The sequence below is a fragment of the Burkholderia ubonensis genome (genome assembly GCF_001718695.1).
Lineage (GTDB): Bacteria > Pseudomonadota > Gammaproteobacteria > Burkholderiales > Burkholderiaceae > Burkholderia > Burkholderia ubonensis_B.
Window position 1 is genome coordinate 1,053,898 of the sequence record NZ_CP013420.1, and the last position, 19,324, is coordinate 1,073,221.

At 68.2% G+C, this 19,324-nt stretch carries 18 protein-coding genes and 1 pseudogene; 11 read left to right on the plus strand and 8 right to left on the minus strand.

What is annotated here, in order from left to right; all coding sequences use genetic code 11:
- Positions 1 to 68 precede the first annotated feature (68 nt).
- Positions 69 to 614: a PAS and helix-turn-helix domain-containing protein gene (locus WJ35_RS04825; RefSeq protein WP_042583789.1), complete on the plus strand. Its 546-nt coding sequence runs from the start codon at positions 69 to 71 to the stop codon at positions 612 to 614.
- A gap of 33 nt (positions 615 to 647) precedes the next feature.
- Here the strand turns inward: WJ35_RS04825 and WJ35_RS04830 are convergent, their stop codons facing one another.
- Complete coding sequence (locus WJ35_RS04830; RefSeq protein ID WP_060237534.1) at positions 648 to 1,079, minus strand: acyl-CoA thioesterase; 432 nt, start codon at positions 1,077 to 1,079, stop codon at positions 648 to 650.
- A gap of 48 nt (positions 1,080 to 1,127) precedes the next feature.
- On the minus strand, positions 1,128 to 1,904 hold the full coding sequence (locus tag WJ35_RS04835; RefSeq protein ID WP_042583788.1) for an SDR family oxidoreductase: 777 nt from the start codon (positions 1,902 to 1,904) through the stop codon (positions 1,128 to 1,130).
- A gap of 178 nt (positions 1,905 to 2,082) precedes the next feature.
- Here WJ35_RS04835 and WJ35_RS04840 point away from each other — a divergent pair, with 178 nt between their 5' ends.
- Positions 2,083 to 3,756, plus strand: a complete 1,674-nt coding sequence (locus tag WJ35_RS04840; protein WP_069238832.1) for an electron transfer flavoprotein-ubiquinone oxidoreductase — start codon at positions 2,083 to 2,085, stop codon at positions 3,754 to 3,756.
- Positions 3,757 to 3,886: 130 nt separating this feature from the next.
- Here WJ35_RS04840 and aroC read toward each other — a convergent pair whose 3' ends face one another.
- The 3 genes from aroC to WJ35_RS04855 form a co-directional block, all read right to left on the minus strand.
- A complete protein-coding gene (gene aroC, locus WJ35_RS04845; RefSeq protein WP_060233730.1) occupies positions 3,887 to 4,987 on the minus strand; it encodes a chorismate synthase in 1,101 nt (366 codons plus the stop codon).
- A gap of 157 nt (positions 4,988 to 5,144) precedes the next feature.
- The gene (locus tag WJ35_RS04850) at positions 5,145 to 7,079 is read right to left on the minus strand and encodes an MFS transporter (RefSeq protein WP_060233728.1); all 1,935 of its coding nucleotides are present in this window, start codon (positions 7,077 to 7,079) and stop codon (positions 5,145 to 5,147) included.
- A 143-nt stretch (positions 7,080 to 7,222) separates the two neighbouring features.
- The gene (locus tag WJ35_RS04855) at positions 7,223 to 7,687 is read right to left on the minus strand and encodes a CBS domain-containing protein (protein WP_010092578.1); all 465 of its coding nucleotides are present in this window, start codon (positions 7,685 to 7,687) and stop codon (positions 7,223 to 7,225) included.
- A gap of 152 nt (positions 7,688 to 7,839) precedes the next feature.
- Between WJ35_RS04855 and WJ35_RS04860 the strand changes: the two genes are divergently transcribed.
- A complete protein-coding gene (locus WJ35_RS04860) occupies positions 7,840 to 8,157 on the plus strand; it encodes an Mpo1-like protein (RefSeq protein ID WP_010092579.1) in 318 nt (105 codons plus the stop codon).
- Between the two features lie 21 nt (positions 8,158 to 8,178).
- Here the strand turns inward: WJ35_RS04860 and WJ35_RS04865 are convergent, their stop codons facing one another.
- On the minus strand, positions 8,179 to 9,510 hold the full coding sequence (locus WJ35_RS04865; protein ID WP_069239405.1) for a YihY family inner membrane protein: 1,332 nt from the start codon (positions 9,508 to 9,510) through the stop codon (positions 8,179 to 8,181).
- 154 nt (positions 9,511 to 9,664) lie between these two features.
- Here WJ35_RS04865 and wrbA point away from each other — a divergent pair, with 154 nt between their 5' ends.
- From wrbA to WJ35_RS04885, 4 genes are read left to right on the plus strand one after another with little or no spacing between them, the layout of a single operon-like run.
- The gene (wrbA, locus tag WJ35_RS04870) at positions 9,665 to 10,279 is read left to right on the plus strand and encodes an NAD(P)H:quinone oxidoreductase (RefSeq protein ID WP_010092581.1); all 615 of its coding nucleotides are present in this window, start codon (positions 9,665 to 9,667) and stop codon (positions 10,277 to 10,279) included.
- A complete protein-coding gene (locus WJ35_RS04875; protein WP_060233726.1) occupies positions 10,276 to 10,677 on the plus strand; it encodes a DUF2069 domain-containing protein in 402 nt (133 codons plus the stop codon). Before wrbA ends, WJ35_RS04875 begins: the two co-directional genes overlap by 4 nt.
- Positions 10,678 to 10,697: 20 nt before the next feature.
- Positions 10,698 to 12,119 carry an FAD-binding oxidoreductase gene (locus tag WJ35_RS04880; RefSeq protein WP_060233724.1) on the plus strand — a complete coding sequence of 474 codons (1,422 nt, stop codon included), beginning with the start codon at positions 10,698 to 10,700 and terminating at the stop codon, positions 12,117 to 12,119.
- Positions 12,120 to 12,144: 25 nt separating this feature from the next.
- On the plus strand, positions 12,145 to 13,017 hold the full coding sequence (locus tag WJ35_RS04885) for a metallophosphoesterase (RefSeq protein WP_060233722.1): 873 nt from the start codon (positions 12,145 to 12,147) through the stop codon (positions 13,015 to 13,017).
- 14 nt (positions 13,018 to 13,031) lie between these two features.
- On the opposite strand, the gene WJ35_RS31745 is transcribed toward WJ35_RS04885, so the two are convergent.
- Positions 13,032 to 13,187: a hypothetical protein gene (locus tag WJ35_RS31745; RefSeq protein ID WP_010092586.1), complete on the minus strand. Its 156-nt coding sequence runs from the start codon at positions 13,185 to 13,187 to the stop codon at positions 13,032 to 13,034.
- A gap of 119 nt (positions 13,188 to 13,306) precedes the next feature.
- On the minus strand, positions 13,307 to 14,248 hold the full coding sequence (locus WJ35_RS04890) for a LysR family transcriptional regulator (RefSeq protein ID WP_060233720.1): 942 nt from the start codon (positions 14,246 to 14,248) through the stop codon (positions 13,307 to 13,309).
- A gap of 157 nt (positions 14,249 to 14,405) precedes the next feature.
- Between WJ35_RS04890 and WJ35_RS04895 the strand changes: the two are divergent.
- From WJ35_RS04895 to WJ35_RS04910, 4 genes and pseudogenes are all read left to right on the plus strand, one after another.
- Positions 14,406 to 16,015 (plus strand): annotated as a pseudogene (locus tag WJ35_RS04895) (efflux transporter outer membrane subunit).
- A gap of 15 nt (positions 16,016 to 16,030) precedes the next feature.
- Positions 16,031 to 18,244 carry an FUSC family protein gene (locus tag WJ35_RS04900; RefSeq protein ID WP_060233716.1) on the plus strand — a complete coding sequence of 738 codons (2,214 nt, stop codon included), beginning with the start codon at positions 16,031 to 16,033 and terminating at the stop codon, positions 18,242 to 18,244.
- The gene (locus WJ35_RS04905) at positions 18,231 to 18,434 is read left to right on the plus strand and encodes a DUF1656 domain-containing protein (protein ID WP_010092591.1); all 204 of its coding nucleotides are present in this window, start codon (positions 18,231 to 18,233) and stop codon (positions 18,432 to 18,434) included. The genes WJ35_RS04900 and WJ35_RS04905 overlap by 14 nt, the downstream gene beginning before the upstream one ends.
- Before the next feature lie 12 nt (positions 18,435 to 18,446).
- Positions 18,447 to 19,322 (plus strand): HlyD family secretion protein, encoded by an 876-nt coding sequence (locus WJ35_RS04910; protein WP_060233714.1) that lies wholly within the window; start codon positions 18,447 to 18,449, stop codon positions 19,320 to 19,322.
- Positions 19,323 to 19,324: the final 2 nt, after the last annotated feature.

Genomic DNA, 19,324 nt, shown 5'->3' on the forward strand with positions numbered 1-19,324 from the left:
ACGATGCGGCGCGGATGCGGCACAATACGCAAAAATACATAAGCATTTGCCATCGCTCGCCCGCTGCCATGCCCGCCCTCGACTACCAGACCGCCTTCCATCTCGCGCCGATCGGCCTCGTCATGTCGCGCGACCGCGTGATCGAGGATTGCAACGACGCGGTCGCGGCGATCTTCCGCTGCGCGCGCGCGGACCTGATCGGGAAATCGTACGAGGTGCTCTACCCGTCGCCGGACGAATTCCAGCGGATCGGCGAGCGCATTTCGCGGGTGATGGTCGTGAACGGCAGCTACGCGGACGACCGGATCATGAAGCGCGCCGACGGCGAGCTGTTCTGGTGCCACGTGACGGGCCGCGCGCTGGATCGCACCGCGCCGCTCGCGGCCGGCGTCTGGACGTTCGAGGACCTGAGCGCGACCCGCCCGGTGGCCGTCGCGCTGACGCCGCGCGAGCGCGAGATCGCCGCGCAGCTCGCGACCGGCAAGACGAGCAAGCAGATCGGCCGGGTGCTCGACATCAGCTCGCGCACGGTCGACATCTATCGCGCGCGGCTGATGCGCAAGTACGGGACGGGGAATACGGCCGAGCTGCTGCAGCGTCTGCTCGGCCATTGAGCGGCGCGACGCAACGGCCGTCGCGCCCGGACTTCAGCCGATGCTGGCGGCGAGCGCGCGCTCGATCGTGTCGCGCAGCAGTTGCGGCAACGGCACCGACTTGCCGAGCGCATAGTCGACCCACACGCAGCGCGCGCTGCCGCGCGCGTAGACGTGGTGCGGATCATCGGCGCGGGTCAGCTCGAAGCCGGTGTCGAAGCTGCTGCGCCCCGGCTTCGCGGCCGACATCTTCGCGATCACGTCGCCCGGGTAATGCAGCTGCTTGAGGAACTCCATCGACGCGGTCACGATGACCGGCCCCTGCGTTTCGCCGTTGCCGCCGGCAACGCCGAGCGTCTCGAACCAGGAAATCCGCGCCTGCTCCATGTAGCGGAAATAGACCGTGTTGTTCACGTGTCCGAACGCGTCCATGTCGCCCCAGCGGATCGGCATCGACATCTCGAAAACAGGGGAGTAATCGCTCATTGCAGTCATCTTTGTTGCTGAGTGTTGCTGTTGCTGTGAATCGTCCGGTCACGCGAGGCCGAAGCCGTCGTCCGCGGAGATGATCGAGCCGTTGATGAACTGCGACTCGTCGGCCGCGAGCAGCAGCAGCAGCCCGTCGAGATCCTGCGGCTTGCCGACGCGCCGGCGCGGCAGCATCGACTGCAGCTTCTGGCCCTGCTCGGTTTCCCACAGGTAGTGATTGATTTCCGTATCGATATAGCCCGGGCAGATCGCGTTGACGTTGATGCCGTGACGCCCCCATTCGAGCGCCATCGCGCGCGTCATGTGGACGACCGCGGCCTTGCTCATCGCGTACAGGCCGATCTGCGAGAACACGCGCAGGCCGGCCACCGATGCGATGTTGATGATCCGGTAAGGCGGCTTGCCGTTGCCGTTGGTGCGCATCATCATCCGCTTCGCGACTTCCTGCGCGACGAAAAACGCGCCGCGCGTATTCGTGTCGAACACGAACTCGAATTCGCTGGGTGTCACGTCGACGAGCTTCTGCATCGTCGACACGCCCGAATTGTTGACGAGGATATCGATGGTGCCCGCTTCCGTTTCGGCATGCGCGACGGCCGCCTTGATGCTCTGGACATCGGTGACGTCGAGCGACACCACGTGCGCCGCGCCGCCCGCCGCCTCGATCTCCGCGCGCAGCTCCTTGAGCCGCTCGACGCGCCGGCTCGCGAGCACGACCTTCGCGCCCGCCTGCGACAGCACCTGCGCAAAGCGCTGGCCGAGCCCGCTCGAAGCGCCCGTCACCAACGCGACCTTGCCTTCCAGATTGATCGACCGACCCATTGCACACCCCTTTCGATGTCGTTTCTCCGCCGCGGACGGCCTGGCTCACGCGGCATAACCCTAGCACAAAAATAGAACGATCGTGCTAATCTATCCGCATATGCTGTTGCGGCAAGCGTTTCGTTTCGCAGACAATACGCTCCCGAATAAAAGCATTCTAACGGTTAGAGGAACGCCAATGACCCCCGCAAGCCTCATCGAGCAATACGGCCCGCGCGAATCGATGGAATACGACGTCGTGATCGTCGGCGGCGGCCCTGCCGGGCTGTCCGCGGCGATCCGGCTCAAGCAGCTCGCCGCTGAAAAAGGCGCCGAGATCGGCGTGTGCGTGCTCGAGAAGGGCTCGGAAATCGGCGCGCACATCCTGTCGGGCGCGGTGATGGACCCGCGCGCGATCAGCGAGCTGTTCCCCGACTGGAAGGAACGGGGCGCGCCGCTCACCGTCGAGGTGACCGAGGACCGCTTCCTGTTCCTGTCCGAGAAGAGCGCGATGCAGACGCCGAACTGGGCGCTGCCGGACAACTTCAAGAACCACGGCAACTACGTGATCTCGCTCGGCAACGTCACGCGCTGGCTTGGGGCACAGGCCGAGGCGCTGGGCGTCGAGATCTTCCCGGGCTTCCCGGCCGCCGAGATCCTGTACAACGACGACGGCTCCGTGAAGGGCGTCGCCACCGGCAACATGGGCATCGGCAAGGACGGCGAGCCGACCGAGAACTTCCAGCTCGGCATGGAACTGCACGCGAAGTACACGCTGTTCGCCGAAGGCTGCCGCGGGCACCTCGGCCGCCAGCTGATCGCGAAGTTCAAGCTGGATGCGAACGCCGATCCGCAGGCGTACGGGATCGGCATCAAGGAGCTGTGGGAAATCGATCCGGCCAAGCACAAGCCGGGCCTCGTGATCCACACCGCCGGCTGGCCGCTGAAGGCCGACACCTACGGCGGCTCGTTCCTGTACCACATGGACAACAACCAGGTCGTGGTCGGCTTCGTGGTCGGCCTCGGCTATACGAACCCGTACCTGTCGCCGTTCGAGGAATTCCAGCGCTACAAGACGCATCCGTCGATCCGCGCGTTCCTCGAAGGCGGCAAGCGCGTGTCGTACGGCGCGCGCGCGATCACCGCGGGCGGGCTGCTGTCGCTGCCGAAGACGGTGTTCCCGGGCGGCGCGCTGATCGGCGACGACGCGGGCTTCCTGAACGCGTCGCGGATCAAGGGCAGCCACGCGGCGATCAAGACCGGGATGCTGGCGGCCGACGCCGCGTTCGACGCGGTGCAGGCCGGCCGCCAGGCGGACGAGCTCAACGCGTATCCGGATGCGTTCAAGCAGTCGTGGCTGTACACCGAGCTGTACCGCGCACGCAACTTCAAGCAGTGGATGGCGAAGGGGCTGTATCTCGGCACGCTGATGGTCGGCCTCGAACAGAAGGTGATGGGCGGCAACGTGCCGTGGACGCTGCACCACAAGCACGCGGACCACGAGATGCTGAAGCCGGCGTCGCAGTGCGAGCCGATCGAGTATCCGAAGCCGGACGGCAAGCTGACGTTCGACCGGCTGTCGTCGGTGTTCATCTCGAACACGAACCACGAGGAGAACCAGCCGGCGCACCTGACGCTGAAGGATGCGAACGTGCCGGTGAACGTGAACCTGCGCACGTACGCGGGGCCGGAAAGCCGGTTCTGCCCGGCGGCGGTGTACGAGTTCGTGAAGAACGACGACGGCAGCGATCGCCTCGTGATCAACGCGCAGAACTGCGTGCACTGCAAGACCTGCGACATCAAGGACCCGACGCAGAACATCGTATGGGTCACGCCGGAAGGCGGCGGCGGGCCGAACTACCCGAACATGTGACGTGCCGGAAAACGCCGCCTCGAGCGGCGTTTTTTTCGCCGCTCAAACGAAACGGGGTGCTGCTCGACGCAGCACCCCGTTTTACATGGATTCGACGGCCGGCCTCCTGCGCAGCGGCGCCCGAGTCGTATCAGGTCGCGCTGCCGGCGATCTTCGGCGTTTGCGTTTCGACGTCGCCGCATTGCGCGCGATGGCGCAGCGCATGATCGATCAGCACCAGCGCGAGCATCGATTCCGCGATCGGCGTCGCACGGATGCCGACGCACGGATCATGACGCCCGAACGTTTCCACCATCGCGGGCTCGCCTGCCTTCGTGATCGACCGGCGCGGCGTACGGATGCTCGACGTCGGCTTGATCGCGATCGATACCGTGATGTCCTGCCCGGTCGAGATGCCGCCGAGCACGCCGCCCGCGTGATTGCCGACGAAGCCGTCCGGCGTCAGCTCGTCGCCGTGTACGGAGCCGCGCTGCGCGACGCTCTCGAAACCCGCGCCGATCTCGACGCCCTTCACCGCGTTGATGCTCATCATCGCCTTCGCGATGTCCGCGTCGAGACGGTCGAACACCGGCTCGCCCCAGCCGACCGGCACGCCGGATGCGACGACGTCGATGCGCGCGCCGATCGAGTCGCCGTCCTTGCGCAGCGCATCCATGTACGCCTCGAGCTGCGGCACGACGTCGGCGTTCGGCGCGAAGAACGGGTTCTCGCTCACGTGCGACCAGTCGACGAACGGCACGTCGATCTCGCCGAGCGCGCTCATGCAGCCGCGCACCTCGACGCCGAACCGCTCGCGCAGCCACTTCTTCGCGACCGCGCCCGCGCCGACGATCGGCGCGGTCAGGCGCGCGGACGAGCGGCCGCCGCCGCGATAGTCGCGGACACCGTATTTCTGCCAGTACGTGTAGTCGGCATGACCCGGCCGGAACGTCTCGACGATGTTGCCGTAGTCCTTGCTGCGCTGGTCGGTGTTGCGGATCAGGAGCGCGATCGGCGCGCCGGTCGTGACGCCTTCGAACACGCCCGACAGGATCTCGACCTCGTCGGCCTCCTGCCGCTGCGTGACATGCCGCGACGTGCCGGGCTTGCGGCGGTCGAGCTCGTGCTGGATGTCGGTCTCGGTCAGCCCCATGCCCGGCGGGCAGCCGTCGATCACGCAGCCGATCGCGGGGCCGTGCGACTCGCCGAAGGTCGTGACAGTGAAAAGCGTGCCGAGGGTATTGCCGGACATGGTGGAACCGCCCAAAGAGAGATAGGCAAACTGATGCGCCGCCCGCCGGAACGCGGGCAGATCGATCGTTCGCCGGTCGAAAGGTTTAGCTAAACCGCTATTATGCCAGCCGTCCCGGCGGAGCGGGCCGCGCGATGCGACCCCGCCCTGCCCGCCGCTACTTGCGCGCGCCCCGCAATTCGGCCACCGCGGCCTGCAGCGCCTCCGGCGTCGCGAGCACCGCCGGCACCGGCTCGCCGACCGCAAGCGTCAGCCGGCTCATCACGCCGCGCTTCACCGGCCGCGGCCAGCGCGCGTCCGCGTGCCGCGAGAACACGCTGCCCCACAGGCCGCGCAGCGCCATCGGAATCACCGGCGCCGATGTACGGCGGAGGATCTCCGTCACGCCGTGATGAAACGTGTTGATGTCGCCCGTCTTCGTCAGCTTGCCCTCGGGGAAGATGCAGACCAGCTCCCCTTCCTGCAGCGCGGCCACGCACGCGTCGTACGCGCGCGCGAGCATCTCGGGATCCTCGTGGCGCGGCGCGATCGGGATCGCCTTCGCGTGCCGGAACACCCAGCTCGCGAACGGCGTCCTGAAGATCCGGTGATCCATCACGAAGCGGATCGGACGCGGGCTCGCGGCCGCAAGCACCAGCGCGTCGACATAGCTGACGTGATTACAGACGAGCACCGCCGCCCCTTCTTCCGGAATCCGCTCCGCGTGCACGAGCCGGATCCGGTAGAACGTATGCACGAGCACCCACGCGACGAAGCGCAGCAGGAATTCGGGCACGAGCAGGTAGATGTAGGCCGCGACCGCGACGTTGAGCAGCGCGGTGACGAGGAAGATGCCCGGGATGCCGACGCCCGCCTTGGTCAGCGCCATCGCCATCACCGCCGACACGATCATGAACAGCGCGTTGAGGATGTTGTTCGCGGCGATGATCCGCGCGCGGTGCGTCGGCGCGCTGCGGCTCTGGATCAGCGCGTAGAGCGGCACGCTGTAGAAGCCGCCGAACATCGCGAGCAGGAACAGGTCGGCGAGGATGCGCCAGTGGCGCGCGCCGGCCAGGAATTCCCCGACCGACAGCAGGTGCCCGGGTGCGGGCAGCGCATGGCTCGCGAAATACAGCTCGATCGCGAACGCGCTGATGCCGATCGAGCCGAGCGGCACGAGGCCGATCTCGACGCGCCGCTGCGACAGCCGCTCGCACAGCAGCGAGCCGATGCCGATGCCGACCGAGAACGTCGCGAGCAGGATCGTGACGACGTCGGGACTCGCGGACAGCACGTCCTTCGCGAAATTGAAGAACGACGTGAGGAACGTCGCGCCGACGAACCACAGCCACGAGATGCCGAGCAGGCTCAGGAACACGGTGCGGTTCTGGCGCGCGAGCCCGAGGTTGCGCCACGTTTCGCTGACCGGATTCCAGTTGATCACGAGATCGGGCTGCGGCGCGGGCGTCGGCGGCACCCGCTGCGCGGCGACGCGCCCCGCGAGCGCGATCGCGACGCAGCTGACCGCGAGCACGAGCTCGCCGCGGCCGGCCAGCCCCGCGGCCGCGCCGCCGATGATCGTACCGATCAGGATCGCGATGAAGGTGCCCATCTCGACGAGGCCGTTGCCGCCGACCAGCTCGTGCTCGCCCAGGTGCTGCGGCAGGTACGAATACTTGACCGGCCCGAACAGCGTCGAGTGCATCCCCATCATGAACGTGCACAGGTACAGCAGCGCCGCGCTGTGCGTGACGAAGCCGGCGGCGCCGACGAGCATCAGCACGATCTCGAAGGACTTCACGAAGCGCGTGAGGCGCGCCTTGTCGTACTTGTCGGCGATCTGCCCGGACGTCGCCGAGAACAACACGAACGGCAGGATGAAGATCGCGGAGATCAGGAACGCGGCGGTCTTCGCGTCGACGCCGGAAAACCGCGCGGTGTGATAGGTGACGAGCGACGTGAAGCCGATCTTGAAGACGTTGTCGTTCAACGCGCCGAGAAACTGGGTCGTGAAGAACGGCGCGAAGCGGCGTTCGCGCAGCAGGTCGAACTGGGAGGCGTGCGCGCGCCGTTCGCTGCGGCGCTCTGACGAGACTGACGTGTGATCGCTCATGCGGAATACGCGCGCGTCGTCTCGGCGAAGCTGCGCGGGCCCTGGTTATCGGAGGAAAGGCAGCGCCGCAGGCGCAGGCCTGGCCCGCGCCGCCGCGCTGGACGGAGGCACCCGCGCCGGACGGGACGGCGCGGGCGCGGCGTTCAGCCGGCGACCGGCTTGCGGGCTTCGGATTCCGGCTCCGGCCAGTCGCGGATGTATGCCTTCAGCATCCGGTTCTCGAAGCTCTGCGCCTCGACGACCGTCTTCGCGACGTCGTAGAACGAAATGACGCCCATCAGCACCTTCTTGTCGAGCACCGGCATGTAGCGCGCGTGACGCTCGAGCATCATCCGGCGCACTTCGTTGACGTCCGTTTCGGGCGTGCAGGTGAGCGGCTCGTCCATCACCTTGCGGACCTGGACCTCGCCGATCGCGCCGCCGTTTTCGCGCAGGCGCAGAATGATCTCGCGGAACGTCAGCATCCCGACGAGATCGCCGTACTCCATCACGACGAGCGAACCGATGTCGTGTTCGGCCATCGTATCAACCGCTTCGCGCAGCGGCGTATCGGGCGTCACCGTGAACAGCGTGTTGCCCTTGACTTTCAGAATATCGCTGACGCGCATCGTAGTCCCCTCATGCATATATGCAAAACCGGCTTTCGATCCTATCGGAAAGCCTGTCAAAAGGAAAGCGGAGGCCGGCCAGCCGGCACGCTTGCGGCCGCCCGCCGCTCGCCGCACAATGGCTTCATGGACAGCGGCCCGAGGAGACGGCCATGGCGCATTCGCATACGGAGCATTTCGCCAGCTTCGCTGACTTCTACCCGTACTACCTGAACGAACACCAGAACCTGACGTCGCGGCGGCTGCACTTCATCGGCTCGCTCGGCGTGATCGGCTGCGTCGCGATGGCGATCGCGACCGGCGACTGGCTTTGGCTGCCGGCCGCCGTCGTGTGCGGCTACGCGTTCGCGTGGGTCGGGCACTTCTTCTTCGAGAAGAACCGCCCCGCCACCTTCCGCCACCCGATCTACAGCCTGATGGGCGACTGGGTGATGTTCAGGGACATCTGCACCGGCAAGATCCCGCTGTAACGCACGCCTTCCGGCGCGGCGTCACGCCGTTTTCGGCGGACGCGCGTGCGGGTCGGGCGCCGCGCCGGCGAGCGAGCCGGACGCCGGCGCGGCCGGCTGCGCGCCATCGGCCGCGCGCGCGGCGATCAGCGACGCGAGCGACACATCGAAGCGGTCGCTCGACAGCACCGCGAGCAAGGCCGCGCCGTCGACATGGGTGCGGCGCCGCTGCAGCTGGTAGGTCAGCTCGGTCCGGTCGATCACCAGCACGTCGAACAGTTGCGCGAGCGTCAGCTGCTCGGGATTCGCGAGCAGCACGTAGCGCTGCGCGCCGTCGCCGCCTTCCAGCCGCGCCACCCACTCGCGCTCCTCCAGCAGCGCCAGCAAGCGTTGCGCGGTCTCGATGTCGCAGCGCAGCATTGCCGCGAGCCGCAGCGCCGAATAGGCCGGCTTGCCTGCCGCGCGCGCCTCCGCGAGCCGCGCAAGCAGTTCCAGCGCATCGAGCAGGTCGCTGCCCGGATAGTGGATGCGGTGGAACTGACCGACGCGGATCGCCGGCAACGCCGACGTCACCATCCCGCCGAGCAGCGCGATGAACCAGCTCAGATACACCCACAGCAGGAACACCGGCAGCGCGGCAAACGCACCGTACACCGCGGTGTAGGTCGGAATCCGCCTCACGTAGTACCCGAAGCCGCGCTTCGCGAGCTCGAACGCGATCGCGGCGAACAGCCCGCCGACCACCGCGTCGCGCCACGCGACCGTGCAATTGGGCAGATAAACGTAAAGAAGCGTGAACGCGAGCACCGTCAGCGGCAGCGACGCGAACGTCAGCAGCCATTCGACGACCGACGTCGTCGGCGCCGCGCCGGTGAACGCGAGCGACTGCGTGAACAGGTATGACGAGATCGACAGGCTCACGCCGAACAGCAGCGGCCCGAGCGTGATCAGCGCCCAGTACGCGAGCACCCGCTGCGCGAACGGCCGCGGCTTGCGCACCCGCCAGATCAGGTTGAACGCGGATTCGATCGTCATCATCGTCATCACGGACGTGACGACGAGCACGATCAGGCCCGCCGTGGTCAGGCCCTTCGCCTTCGACGCGAACTGGTTCAGGTACTTGAAGATCTGGATGTTGAACTGCGCCGGCATCAGGTGATCGGCGAGGAACCCCTGCAGCGCGATCTGGAACGACGCGAACATCGGGAACGCGGTAAACAGCGCGAACGCCACCGTCACGAGCGGCACGAGCGCCAGCATCGTCGTGAACGTGAGACTGCCCGCCACCTGCGGGATGCGGTCCTCGGCGCTGCGTTTCGCGGCGAAGCGCGCGAGGCGCTTGATGGTGTCGAGATCGACGCTCAACTTCGGCAAACGGTTTTCCTCCTTCGACATGCGCTGCGCCATACGGCGGGCGCGCACCGTCGCTTCGCGCGACGGCTTCAGCCCCTATAATAGCCGCTCAATCCGGCAGGGGCGGTTCGCGCACGGCGCGCACATGCGCCGCCGCGAGAACGCCCCTTTGCCCATGAAAGACATCCTCGTGCTTTATTACAGCCGTCACGGCGCGACGCGCGACCTCGCGCTCGCGATCGCGCATGGCATCGACAGCGTGCCGGGCATGCAGGCGCGCATCCGCACCGTGCCGCCCGTGTCGGCCGTGTGCGAGGCGACCGCGCCCGAGATCCCGGACGACGGCCCGCCGTACGCCGAACTGCGCGATCTCGAGGAATGCGCGGGCCTCGCGCTCGGCTCGCCGACCCGCTTCGGCAACATGGCCGCGTCACTCAAGTATTTCCTCGACGGCACGACGCCGCAATGGCTGTCCGGCGCGCTGACCGGCAAGCCCGCGTGCGTGTTCACATCGACCGGCAGCCTGCACGGCGGCCAGGAATCGACGCTGCTGTCGATGATGCTGCCGCTGCTTCATCACGGGATGATGATCGTCGGCATCCCGTACACCGAATCCGCGCTCACCACGACGCAGACGGGCGGCACGCCGTACGGCGCGTCGCACGTGTCACGGCACGAGCGCGCCGCGCCCGGCGGGCTGTCCGCCGACGAAAAGGCGCTCGCCGCCGCGCTCGGCGCCCGGCTGGCCCGCACGGCCAGCGCCCTCGCCGACGCGCAGGCCGCCGCATGAATCCGCCCGAATCCGCCGCCCGCCCCGCTCCGGCCGCCCGGCCGTGCTATGCACTGGCCGCCGCCGCGTGCCTCGTCGCGCTGATCGCGCTGTCGCTCGCGTGGGAGCTGCGGCTCGCGCCGCTGCGGCCCGGCGGGTCCGCGCTGATGCTCAAGGCGGTGCCGCTCGCGCTCGCGCTGCCCGGCGTCTGGCGGCGTAACATCTATACGATGCAATGGGCGAGCATGCTGATCCTCGTCTATTTCGCCGAAGGCGTCGTGCGCGGCATGTCGGATCGCGGCCTGTCCGCGACGCTCGGCTGGTGCGAGACCGCGCTTGCCGCCGGCTTCTTCGCGGCGGCGCTTGCGTACGTCGCGCCGTTCAAACGCGCGGCGAAAAAATCGCGCGCCGCGCCCTGATCCTTACGCGACCGACCGCCATGAATTCTTCCGAAGCTTTCGTTTCAGCCTGCCGCGACGCGATCGGCGCGGACTACGTGCTGACCGACGCGCACGACACCGATCCGTTCCTGACCGACTGGCGCCGCCGCTACAAAGGGTCCGCGTGCGCGGTGCTGAGACCGGCGAGCACCGCCGAAGTCGCGGCGCTCGTGAAGCTCGCGGACGCGCACGGCATCGCGCTCGTGCCGCAAGGCGGCAATACGGGCCTGGCCGGCGGCGCGACGCCCGACGCGAGCGGCGGGCAGGCGGTGCTGAGCCTCGCGCGCGTCAATCGCGTGCGCGCGCTCGATCCGCACAACAACACGATCACCGTCGAGGCCGGCGTGATCCTCGCCGACGTGCAGGCCCGCGCGCGCGACGCCGGCCGGCTGTTCGCGCTGAGCCTCGCGGCCGAGGGAAGCTGCACGATCGGCGGCAACCTCGCGACCAACGCCGGCGGCACCGCGGTGCTGCGCTACGGCAACGCGCGCGAGCTGTGCCTCGGGCTCGAGGTCGTGACGCCGCAGGGCGAGATCTGGGACGGCCTGCGCGGGCTGCGCAAGGACAACACCGGCTACGACCTGCGCGACCTGTTCATCGGCGCCGAAGGCACGCTCGGCATCATCACCGCCGCCGTGATGAAGCTGCACCCGCTGCCGGCCGCGCAGGTCACGGCGCTCGCCGCGCTCGAATCGCCACATGCGGCGCTCGACTTCCTCGCGCTCGCGCAGCGCGCGGCCGGGCCGCTGCTGACGGGCTTCGAGCTGATGTCGGATTTCTGCATGCAGCTCGTCGGCAAGCATTATCCGCAGCTGCGCTACCCGTTCGATCGCACGCATCCGCAAACGGTGCTGCTCGAACTGTCGGACAACGAGAGCGAAGCGCACGCGCGCGCGCTGTTCGAGAAGCTGATGGAGGAGGCGTTCGAGGCCGGCATCGTGGTCGACGCGGTGGTCGCGGAGAACCTCGCGCAGTCGCGCGCGTTCTGGGACCTGCGCGAGCACATCCCGCTCGCGCAGGCCGACGAAGGGCTCAACATCAAGCACGACATCGCGGTGCCGATCTCGTCGATCGCGCGCTTCATCGACGAGACCGACGCGGCGATCCAGCAGGCGGCGCCGGGCGCGCGGATGGTGACGTTCGGCCATCTCGGCGACGGCAACCTCCACTACAACGTGCAGACGCCCGCAGGCGGCGACCCGAAGGCGTTCCTCGCCGAATACCAGGCGCCGGTCAACCGGATCGTCTACGACAACGTGCACCGCCATCACGGCACGATCAGCGCGGAACACGGGATCGGTCAGTTGAAGATCGACGATGCGCAGCGCTACAAGTCGCCGGTCGAGATCGGGCTGATGCGCGCGCTGAAGGCCGCGCTCGATCCGCGCGGCCTGATGAACCCCGGCAAAGTGCTACGCTGAAGCCACTTGTTTCGGAGCGACGTTCGTGAAGATCCGCGTGCTGTCCGACCTGCATCTCGAAAGCAACCTGCCCGACGTGATCCCCCATGCCGACGCGGATCTCGTCGTGCTGGCCGGCGACATCCACAACCACGCGGAGGGCCTGCGCTGGGCCGCCGAGACGTTCGATCCCGAGGTGCCGGTGATCTACGTTCCCGGCAACCACGAGTACTACGACGGCGAGTTCGGCGCGCTCGAGGCGGCGATGCGCGACGCGGCGCGCGCGCTCGACAACGTGCATTACCTGAACAACGACACCTACGTCGATCCGGCCGGGCGCTTCCGGGTGCTCGGCACGACGCTGTGGACCGACTTCGCGCTGTTCGGCGCGGATGACGCGAGCGTCGCGCGCGCGATCGATGCGGCGTCGCGCGTGATGCTCGATTTCAAGGGACTGATCCAGGTGACGTGGCCGCACGACGCGGCGGTCCATGCGGGCGGCGACGCGCCGGCACGGGGCGCGGAACGCGATTTCACGCCGGCCGATGCGCTCGCGCTGCATCGCCGCTCGCGAGGGTGGCTCGAGGCGCAGCTGACTGCGCCGTTCGCCGGCACGACGATCGTGGCGACCCATCATGCGCCGCACCGGCGCTCGCTCGCCGAGCGCTATGCGCAGGATCCGGTGTCGGCCGGGTTCGTCAACGATCTGGCGGGGCTGGTGCGCGCGCCGGTCGCGCTCTGGGCGCACGGCCACACGCATACTTCATTCGATTACGTGACGGAAGGCGGCACGCGCGTCGTCTGCAATCCGCGCGGCTACATTCGCCGGCGCACCGGCGAACTGGAAAACACCGCGTTCGCGTGGGACAAGGTCGTGGTGCTTGACGGGGCGGCCGACCGCGAGGCGGCCAACCACTAGACCGCCCCGCCGCTTCAGCGTCCGAGGCGGCGCGCGGCTTCCGACGCCGACCGCACCCGGACCGGCGCCGGCTGCAGCCGCGCCTTCATTGCGCGCAGCAGGTCGCGCGACGCGACGGCGCCGATCACGCCGAACAGGATTCCAAGGCCGATCATCAGGTGCGTATCCATTGCTTCTCCGTATTGCTGCAGATCACTCTGAGCCAGACAGTATCAAACTGTCCGCCGGACGACCGTAAAAAAGTGTTGCGCGAACGACAAATCTCGTCAGATTTCGCGATCCCGCGACGTCATGTCGCGCGCGTGAACTGCTCCAGCGCGGCCTCGTCGGCGTCGAGCGTCGCCGGCAGCTCGTCGCGCAGGAAATCGACCCAGGTCCGGATTTTCGCGTCGAGATACTGGCGCGACGGATACAGCGCGTAGATGTTCATCACGTGCGACCGGTACTCGGGCATCACGCGCACGAAATGGCCGTTGCGCAGGCCGGCGATCGCCGAGTAGATCGGCAGCACGCCGATGCCCATCCCTTCCCGCACGGCCACCGCGAGCGCCTCGGCGACGTTCACGCGGAACGGCGGCGCCGACAGCGCGACGTGCTCGTCGCCGTTCGGCCCGGACAGCGTCCAGTCGTCGTAGTGAAAGCCCGGCGCAACCATGCCGAGACAGGTGTGACGCGCGAGATCCTGCGGCTGTTGCGGCACGCCGTGCCGCTCGAGGTAGCGCGGCGACGCGCAGACGACGCTGTAGGATTCGCCGAGCCGCTGCGACACGAGCCCGGAATCCGGCAGGTCGCGGCCGACGACGATCGCGACGTCGTAGCCCTCGTCGAGCAGGTCGGGCATCCGCTGCGCGAGCGTCAGGTCGACGTGCACGTCCGGATAGCGCTCGCGATAGCGTGACACGGCCGGCACCGTATAGTGCTGGCCGAGGCTCGTGAAGCAGTGCACCTTCAGCTTGCCCGACGGGCGCGCATGCGCATCGCTCGCCTCCGCTTCCGCCTGGTCGACATACGCGAGGATCTGTTCGCAGCGCTGCAGATAGCGTTCGCCGGCCTCGGTCAGCGCGATGCGGCGCGTGGTCCGGTTCAGGAGCCGGGTGCGCAGGTGCGCCTCCAGGTCCGAGACGGCGCGCGACGTATAGGCGGTCGTCGAATTCATCTGCTGCGCGGCCGCGGTGAAACTGCCCGCATCGACGACGCGCATGAATACCCGCATGTTTTGTAACGTATCCATGCCATTACCCGTGAGAATCGGGGAGGATTGTTACACGCTCGCCAACAAATATTATCTCAGCTTTTGTAAAAATGACTTGCACCGTTGTCCGTATATTCAGCAATTGCCTAAAAATATAATCCTTGTCGGCTCATCTATATCCGAAAGGGAGAAAATCGTGCAGTCTCCGGCAATAAAAGGGACGCTCGCACTCGCGGTTCTTGCAGTCTCATTAACAATGGCCGGATGCGCGAGCATGGGCGACAACAAGCCGCAGTCCACGCAGGGGTCGACCCGGGCGCGCTCGACGCCGGGGCGGCCATCCGTGCGGCCGACCGCGACGCGGGCTGGCCCGCGGCCGACTGGTGGCGCGCGTATCGCGATCCGCAGCTCGACGCGTGGATCGCCGCCGCGCAGGCCGGCAACCCGACGCTCGCCGCCGCGCAGGCGCGCGTGCGCGAGGCGCAGGCGATGGCCCGCGTCGCCCGCTCGGCCGAACTGCCGCAGATCAACGGCAACCTGTCGCTGATGCGCCAGCACTGGCCGGACAACGTGTTCTACGGCCCGGGGCCGCTCGCGAACGCCGACACCTGGAACAACACCGGCACGCTCGGCCTGTCGTATCACCTCGACCTGTGGGGCAAGGACAAGAACGCGACCGAGCGCGCGCTCGACGTCGCGCACGCGAGCGCGGCCGACGCCCGCGCGGCGCGTCTCGAACTCGAGGTCAACGTCGTGCGCGCCTACGTCGGGCTGTCGATGAACTACGCGCTGCTCGACCTCGCGCACGACACGTTCGAGCGCCAGCGCGCGCTCGCGGATCTCGCGCGCAAGCGGCTGCAGGCCGGCCTCGGCACGCAGCTCGAGGTCAGCCAGGCGGAATCGACGCTGCCCGACTACGAACGCCAGATCGATACGTACGAGGAAGCGATCCAGCTCGCCCGCCACCAGCTCGCCGCCCTCGCCGGCAAGGGGCCGGGCGCGGGCGACTCGATCGCGCGGCCGAAGCTCGCGCTCGACGCGCCGGCCGGCCTGCCGTCCGCGCTGCCGGCCGACCTGCTCGGCCGCCGGCCGGACGTCGTCGCGGCGCGCTGGACGGTCGACGCGCAAGCGCGCGGCATCGACGTCGCGAAGGCCGCGTTCTATCCGAACATCGACCTGCTCGCGACCGTCGGCGGCTTCGGCGTGACCGCGCCGTTCGCCGACTTCCTGCGCGCGATGAACGGCGGCTGGACCGCCGGCCCGGCGCTGTCGCTGCCGATCTTCGAAGGCGGCCGGCTGCGCGCGCAGCTCGGCGCGGCGTCGGCCGGCTACGACCAGGCGGTCGAGCGCTACAACCAGACGATCGTCGGCGCGCTCAAGGACATCGCCGACCAGGTCGTGCGAATCCGCTCGCTCGATACGCAGAAGAAGGATGCCGCACGCTCGGTGGCCGCGAACGACCGCAGCTATCAGCTGTCGCGCGAAGGCTTCCGCCGCGGCCTGACCGATTACGTGAACGTGCTGGTCGCGCAGCAGCAGCTGTTGCGTGCGCAGGAAACGGCCGCGCGGATCGACGCGGAGCGCCTGTCCGCGCACGCGGCGCTGATGGCCGCGCTCGGCGGCGGCGTCGAGACGGGTGAGGATGTGCCGGGCGCCGGAGCGTCGGGCGCCGCTACGTCGGGCCCCAAAGCATCGGCCACCACCTCAGGCGCCAAGGCGCCGGCTGCCGCTGCGTCGAATCCGAAAGCCGCCGGCGCCGCGCCGCTCGCGCGCGCCGACGCGGCCCACGCGCCGGCGGCCCGGTAACGCGGAGCGCTCGTCATGCCAGCCACCTCCTCCGCCTCCCCGCCCGCCGGCCATCCGCCGTCCGCGTGGCTCGCCGCGCTCGGCGACTGGGCCCGCACCGACGGCGTCGCCTGGCTCTATCTCGTCAAGGCGCTGCTCGCGGCGTTCATCGCGCTCGGCGTATCGATGCGCCTCGACCTGCCGGCGCCGAAGACCGCGATGACGACCGTGTTCATCGTGATGCAGCCGCAAAGCGGCGCCGTGTTCGCGAAGAGTTTCTACCGGGTCGCAGGCACGATCTTCGGACTCCTCGCGACGCTCACGTTCGTCTCGCTGTTTCCGCAGCAGCCGCAGCTGTTCCTGCTGTCCATCGCGCTGTGGATCGCGCTGTGCACGGCCGGCGCCGCGCGCAACCGCAACTTCCGCAGCTACGGCTTCCTGCTCGCCGGTTATACGACCGCGCTGATCGGCCTGCCCGCATCGCAACACCCGGACGGCGCATTCATGAGCGCGATGACGCGCGTCTCCGAGGTGATCGTCGGGATCGTGTCGGCCGGCGTCGTCAGCGCACTCGTGTTTCCGCAGTACACGGGCGAGCAGATGCGCACGACGGTACGCAAGCGCTTCGGAAGTTTCGTCGACTACGTCGCGTCGGCGCTGTCCGGTCAGCTCGACCGCGCGCACATCGAAACCATCCATACCCGCTTCGTCGCCGACGTGGTCGGATTCGAGGCCGCGCGCAGCATGGCCGTGTTCGAGGATCCCGACACGCGCATGCGCAGCGGCCGCCTCGCGCGGCTGAACAGCGAGTTCATGAGCGCATCGAGCCGCTTTCACGCGCTGCACCAGCTGATGAACCGGCTGCACGCGGCCGGTGCGCAGGCCGCGATCGCTGCGATCGAACCGTATTTCCGCGAGATCGCACCGCTGCTCACGCGTAACGGCAGCCCCGTGCGCACGTCGGCCGACGCCGCGCACTCGGCCGAGCAACTGCTCGCGTGGCGCGATGCGCTGCCGCGCCGCATCCGCGCAACGCGCGCGGAACTCGAAACGCAGCCCGACTTCCCGCTGCTCGACTTCGACACGGCCGCCGAGCTGCTGTACCGCTTCATCACCGACCTGCAGGAGTACGCGGCGACCTATGCGTCGCTCGCGACCGCGACGCACGAGCGCGAACGCTGGATCGAGCGCTACGAGCCGCGCACCAATCTGACGGCCGCCGTGATCGCGGGCATCCGCACCGCGACGGTGATCCTGGCGCTCGGCTGGTTCTGGATCGAGAGCGCCTGGCCGAACGGCGTCACGCTGGTGCTGACGGCAGCGGCGACCTGCGCACTCGCGTCGTCGACGCCGCGCCCGACCGCGATGTCCGCGCAAATGGCTATCGGCACGGCGCTCGCGGTCTGCACGGGTTTTCTGCTGATGTTCGGGATCTACCCGCGGATCGACGGCTTCGTCCTGCTGTGCGCGGCGCTCGCGCCGCTGCTCGCGATCGGCATCTATATGACGCTGAAACCGAAGCTCGCGGGCTACGGGATGGGCTACCTGATCTTCTTCTGTTTCCTTGCCGGCCCGGACAGCATCACGCATTACGACCCGTCGAGCTTCATGAACGACGCGCTCGCGCTCGTGCTGTCGATGCTGGTGTCGGCGATCGCGTTCGCGGTGCTGTTCCCGCCGACCGCGCCGTGGCTGAAGAAGCGCCTGTTCGCGGACCTGCGGCACCAGGCCGTCGCGGCTTGCCACGCGCGGCTCGCGGGCCTGCGCACGCGCTTCGAGAGCGGCGCGCGCGACCTGATGCACCAGGCGCACACGCTGTCGGCCGATCAGCCGGACGTGCAGCGCGACGCGCTGCGCTGGATGTTCACGGTGCTCGAGGCCGGCAATGCGGCGATCGACCTGCGCGACGAACTCGTCGCGCTGCCGGCCGACCCGCACTACGCGCCGGAAACGCCGTGGCGCCGCGCGATCGACACGATGCGCGACACCCTTTCCGCGCTGTTCGAGAAACCGGCCGCGGACCGCTTCGACGCGTCGCTCGCGGCCACCAACGCGGCGATCGACGCGACCCGGCAGGCGCTCGCCGCACTGATCGCGCTTGCGCCGCCGCGCGACGAACGCCACCGGCTGCAGCGCATCCTGAGCCAGCTGCATTTCGTGCGCACCGCGCTGCTCGATCCCGAATCGCCGCTCGCGTCGCTGAACCGCGGCCGCGCCCCCAACAAGGAACCTCGTCATGATGCCGCGTGAACTCGCCATCCTCGATGCCTACATGCCCACGGTCGTGCTGATGTTCGTCATCGGCGCGCTGGCGACGTGGGCCGTCGACCGGCTGCTCGCCTATACCGGGCTCTACCGTCTCGTCTGGCACCCGTCGCTGTTCCGGGCCTGCCTTCTCGTCTGCATCTGCGGCGGGCTGAGCCTCGCCGTTTACCGTTGAACCACAACCATCATGATCCTGCGAAAACTCTTCGGCTTCGTCGCGACGGCCGTCATCCTCATCGTCGCGATACTGATCGGGCGCTCACTGTGGGTGCACTACATGGATGATCCGTGGACGCGCGACGGGCGCGTGCGCGCCGAGATCGTCAACGTCGCGCCGGACGTGTCGGGCGCGATCGTCGAGCTGCCGGTGCACGACAACCAGCTCGTGAAGAAAGGCGACCTGATCATGCAGATCGACCCGTCGCACTACCGGATCGCGGTCGAGCAGGCGCAGGCGGCCGTCGCCGCCCGCCGCGCGGAACTGCAGATGCGCCGCGACGACGCGGCCCGCCGCGCGGACCTCGACGCGCTCGTCGTGTCGAAGGAAAACCGCGAGAACGCCGCGCACAGCGCGACGAGCGCCGACGCGCAGTATCAGCAGGCGCTCGCCGCGCTCGACGCCGCGAAGCTCAATCTCGAGCGCACGCGCGTCGTCGCGCCGGTCGACGGCTACATCACGAACCTGCAGACGTTCAAGGGCAACTACGCGGTGGCCGGCCAGGCCAAGCTCGCAATCGTCGACAGCCAGTCGTTCTGGGTCTACGGCTATTTCGAGGAAACCAAGCTGCCGCGCGTGACCGTCGGGGCGCCGGCCGAAATGCGGCTGATGAGCGGCGGCGTGCTGAAGGGCCACGTCGAAAGCATCTCACGCGGCATCTACGACCGCGACAATCCGCAAAGCCGCGACCTCGTCGCCGACGTGAACCCGACCTTCAACTGGGTGCGCCTCGCGCAGCGCGTGCCGGTGCGGATCAAGATCGACGAAGTGCCGGACGGCGTGCTGCTGTCGGCCGGCACCACCTGCACGGTCATCATCGATCCGGACAAGCGGAAGAAGTCGTAACG

Coding starts and splice junctions, on each gene's coding strand:
- WJ35_RS04825 (WP_042583789.1), top strand. CDS start 69: ATGCCCGCCCTCGACTACCAGACCGCCTTCCATCTCGCGCCGATCGGC.
- WJ35_RS04830 (WP_060237534.1), bottom strand. CDS start 1,079: ATGAGCGATTACTCCCCTGTTTTCGAGATGTCGATGCCGATCCGCTGG.
- WJ35_RS04835 (WP_042583788.1), bottom strand. CDS start 1,904: ATGGGTCGGTCGATCAATCTGGAAGGCAAGGTCGCGTTGGTGACGGGC.
- WJ35_RS04840 (WP_069238832.1), top strand. CDS start 2,083: ATGACCCCCGCAAGCCTCATCGAGCAATACGGCCCGCGCGAATCGATG.
- aroC (WP_060233730.1), bottom strand. CDS start 4,987: ATGTCCGGCAATACCCTCGGCACGCTTTTCACTGTCACGACCTTCGGC.
- WJ35_RS04850 (WP_060233728.1), bottom strand. CDS start 7,079: ATGAGCGATCACACGTCAGTCTCGTCAGAGCGCCGCAGCGAACGGCGC.
- WJ35_RS04855 (WP_010092578.1), bottom strand. CDS start 7,687: ATGCGCGTCAGCGATATTCTGAAAGTCAAGGGCAACACGCTGTTCACG.
- WJ35_RS04860 (WP_010092579.1), top strand. CDS start 7,840: ATGGCGCATTCGCATACGGAGCATTTCGCCAGCTTCGCTGACTTCTAC.
- wrbA (WP_010092581.1), top strand. CDS start 9,665: ATGAAAGACATCCTCGTGCTTTATTACAGCCGTCACGGCGCGACGCGC.
- WJ35_RS04875 (WP_060233726.1), top strand. CDS start 10,276: ATGAATCCGCCCGAATCCGCCGCCCGCCCCGCTCCGGCCGCCCGGCCG.
- WJ35_RS04880 (WP_060233724.1), top strand. CDS start 10,698: ATGAATTCTTCCGAAGCTTTCGTTTCAGCCTGCCGCGACGCGATCGGC.
- WJ35_RS31745 (WP_010092586.1), bottom strand. CDS start 13,187: ATGGATACGCACCTGATGATCGGCCTTGGAATCCTGTTCGGCGTGATC.
- WJ35_RS04890 (WP_060233720.1), bottom strand. CDS start 14,248: ATGGATACGTTACAAAACATGCGGGTATTCATGCGCGTCGTCGATGCG.
- WJ35_RS04900 (WP_060233716.1), top strand. CDS start 16,031: ATGCCAGCCACCTCCTCCGCCTCCCCGCCCGCCGGCCATCCGCCGTCC.
- WJ35_RS04905 (WP_010092591.1), top strand. CDS start 18,231: ATGATGCCGCGTGAACTCGCCATCCTCGATGCCTACATGCCCACGGTC.
- WJ35_RS04910 (WP_060233714.1), top strand. CDS start 18,447: ATGATCCTGCGAAAACTCTTCGGCTTCGTCGCGACGGCCGTCATCCTC.